This window comes from Bacillus sp. JJ1127, from assembly GCF_036965845.1.
Lineage (GTDB): Bacteria > Bacillota > Bacilli > Bacillales > Bacillaceae_G > Bacillus_A.
In genome coordinates this window covers 1-3,383 of the sequence record NZ_JBALQK010000319.1, presented here as the reverse complement: position 1 = coordinate 3,383, position 3,383 = coordinate 1, and the positions used below count along the sequence as shown (strand labels likewise).

Here is a 3,383-nt window from a genome sequence, read left to right as displayed (position 1 = left end):
AGTATATACCATGTAACAAGTGAAAAACAAATGTAATACATTGATATTTTATATTTTTTGTATGTTAGACCATTTTTGAAATGATCTTTACAAGCTCCCTTCAAATTATAAGCACCTACTTTATGGGTATTTGCCGTGCCACCCATCCGCTCTTGCACATACATTATGGTGAATTTAACCTAATTTTAAAGAACGGAGGATGTTTATGTATACCTACAATCCATACGATCCATATAACCCTTATATACATCAAGCGCAATATGATCTTCAACCACAATACCAACCATATATCGGACAAACAGAACAAATCGATCCATATGATCCAAATAGACAATTTCAAATCCCTATTTCATTCCCAGGTGGCGGTAGTCGCCAGCTAGAGAAGCGAGTAACCGAGCTCGAGCGACAAGTCAATCAACTTCAGCAAACAGTTGAACGCCATACACGCAGGCTGAATCGCTTAAATCAAAGATTACGTACTGTAGAAAACAGGCTGAACATTCCATTTTCAGCACTTGAGGATGGCTTTTAATTTGTAAAAATAAAAAATGATATAAGGAAGGGACCTCCCTTCCTTTATTAAATTGACGAATGTTTTCTCCATCTCTATACTGGTAAGAGTCAATGAAATGAAACAAGGTGATAAATATGGATTTTGAAATAAATTTTCTTTCTTTCTATGTTGTACAAGTTGAAGGAAAAGGTGAACAAGCAGATAAACGATATAAGCATTTCCAAACATTAGATGCTGATGAGTATGAAGATAGCTCCTTAAAAGAATTCTTAGATGGGGAATTATTAAAAATATCGAAACGAAAAGTAGAACGCCATGCAAAAACAGAACAGGCGCCGACAAAAATTGGCCGATTTATCGTAGAACCCGGACACGAATTAGATTCAAATCCTCATTATAATTTATTTAACCGCATTCGCTTTGCGGAAACGAAAGAGAATTTCAAAGATATGAGCGAACCTCTTGTTTATACATATATCGATACGAGCGCTGTACGTGGCGGTGTATTTTTAGTTGCTCAAGCAAAACTACGAAAATACTTCGATGATCCATTCGTCTTCGTTATGAAATGTGATTTCGAACCAAAAGTCGCTTCCATCTCTGACGAAGCAACACTTATTCGCAACGTTGAAATGGCGATTACAACAAAAAACATGAAGTCAATTCAATACCCCTACATGCCAGAAGAAGGAATGGTTGAAGTAGGCGAACTAAAGATCCATCAAGCATCACACGCTCGTTACTTTGAGGACTTCTTAAAATTCGTCGAATACGAGCGTTCCATGCCAGAAATTATGAAAACACAAGTTATGGATATGGTATACGATCAAATTGAAGACGTCTTTGAAGAAGGAACAGAAGAACGAGAACAATTTGACCAAGCGATGGAAGTATGGGCTGCAAGTCCAAAGCGTGAAATTATGGAACAGTTTTCACCAGAAGAAGTAATGGAAGCTACCGCTCAAATCGTCGAGCATGCTCCTGAAGTTGAATTGAAAGTAAAAGCTGACCATATTTCTGTGAAGGCATTGCTTGCGGATTTTGGAGACCAGATTCATATTGCGAAAGTAAATGACAGATATGTATTAATGATAGAAGCTGACACGTTAACTTTCGAACAAGGTTTTTCACCGATAGAATTCCTTAAACCCGACGATTTACATGAAGTAGTCGATCGGATTATAAAAAAAGGGGCGAATCCGTATCTGGATTAAGTTTATTGGTGTAGAGGTGACATCTAAAATCATCAACTTGTGTTCACAGATGTGATCATAAATCACTAACATTTACGGTTCTAACATTGAATAATAGCTTCCATACTATAGAGCGCTAAATATTGGCGCTCTTTTATTTTTTCCTATATATATGTGTCAGAATGTAGTCAGCAAAAATATACGGATGCTAAAACCTTCTATTACATAAATCACTCCATCGCTAACCAATCGAAAAATACTCCATTACCTTATGTAGTCTTCTTTAAGGATGCCGTATATTTCTAAATCAATTACTCCTTTACCAGACCATAAAGAAGCTTGTCTTAACAACCCTTCTTTCATAAAACCGTTTTTTACGAGGACTTTTTTTGAAACCTCATTTACAGGCATGACCTCTGCTTGAATTCTGTTTACATTCACTTCTTCAAATAAAAATTTTACCAACATACGAACGGATTCAGTTGCAATTCCCTTCCCCCAATACTCCTCTGCCAAAAAGTAGCCAATGGATACCATATTCACTTTTTGGTTAAAATCCATAGATTCAATAATTCCAACTAATTTATCACTTTGATTCTTCTGAAAGATACCCCATTTAATTCTGCTTTTTTTATGATAGTCCCTATCAAAATGACCAATCATCTTTCTTACCGTTTGTAAGTTATGTTTAGGAATGATTCCACAATATTCAAATACTTTATTATTGTCGTAGATCGAATATACTTCCTGTAAGTGTATCTCTTCGATTTTTCGTAATACTAGATTCACGGATTCCAATACTGGGAAATCCCCAAAAGCCATTTCAATATTCATTTGATTCTCTCCTTAGGTTATTCCTTAATTGGTATATAGATTTTCATTTTCATTTCATTTGGAATTGTTGAATTTAAAACATCAGTAATTTCAAAATCTGGTCCCTCTCTTCTCTCATATTTAGAATTCGGTAACCATGTTCCATAGATGTATCTTCTCATGTTTTGAGCTAAATCAATGGTCCTGTTGACTTTGAATTCAGCATATTTATCCTTTGGGATTTTCGTCCGTTCTTCTGTAAAAGATTGAATAGACGAAGTAATATCTTTGATAGGTCTTGAATGTCTTTTTGTAATGCCTGATAAAGAAGTGGAAAATAAGTTGGTTTTTTCTATCCCTCTTGAATTTCTTTAATGCTTTTTCCTTCTAAAAACGCATGCCCCGTTTTAATTTTTTCTACTGTTTCAAATCCATATTTTTCATACACTTTTTCTACTATTTCATTAATTGGGATCACCCAAGGATTATCTAGTCCTCTATTCATTACTTCACTTTGAATAAAGTGAATAAGTTCACCTATTAATCCTTTACCTCTAAACTTTTCAATTGTAGCTACACTCTCCATTCGGGCCTGTTTTTCATGTTCAAAAATACAAGCGATGGAACATGCTACTCCATTGTATCGAAGTAGATAGTGAGTGAATGCTGGATGTTGGAATTCCTCTTGGAAAGCTTTTTTTCTAACTTCGCCTCCTCCAAACTCTTTTATATTACATTCAATATCTAAAGCTTCTTCAAAGTTCAATTCAGATACCTTTTCAATAGTAACTTTTTCATTTTTATCTTTTTTAGTTAATTTCTTATTCCATAATTGGACTGGACTTATTAATTCTTCAAATCCA

4 protein-coding genes and 1 pseudogene are annotated in these 3,383 nt (G+C 34.8%); 2 read left to right on the top strand and 3 right to left on the bottom strand.

Annotated elements, in window-relative coordinates; all coding sequences use genetic code 11:
• Positions 1–205 precede the first annotated feature (205 nt).
• Both V7183_RS23620 and V7183_RS23615 read left to right on the top strand, forming a co-directional pair.
• A complete protein-coding gene (locus V7183_RS23620; protein WP_335361026.1) occupies positions 206–532 on the top strand; it encodes a hypothetical protein in 327 nt (108 codons plus the stop codon).
• Between the two features lie 116 nt (positions 533–648).
• Complete coding sequence (locus V7183_RS23615) at positions 649–1,728, top strand: DUF3900 domain-containing protein (protein WP_335361025.1); 1,080 nt, start codon at positions 649–651, stop codon at positions 1,726–1,728.
• 243 nt (positions 1,729–1,971) lie between these two features.
• Here the strand turns inward: V7183_RS23615 and V7183_RS23610 are convergent, their stop codons facing one another.
• The 3 genes and pseudogenes from V7183_RS23610 to V7183_RS23600 form a co-directional block, all read right to left on the bottom strand.
• Positions 1,972–2,541 (bottom strand): GNAT family N-acetyltransferase, encoded by a 570-nt coding sequence (locus V7183_RS23610; RefSeq protein WP_097898561.1) that lies wholly within the window; start codon positions 2,539–2,541, stop codon positions 1,972–1,974.
• A gap of 17 nt (positions 2,542–2,558) precedes the next feature.
• Positions 2,559–2,765 (bottom strand): annotated as a pseudogene (locus tag V7183_RS23605) (GyrI-like domain-containing protein); the annotation flags it as partial.
• A 107-nt stretch (positions 2,766–2,872) separates the two neighbouring features.
• Positions 2,873–3,383: GNAT family N-acetyltransferase (locus V7183_RS23600; RefSeq protein WP_335361024.1), on the bottom strand; the 511-nt coding region annotated here is incomplete at its 5' end.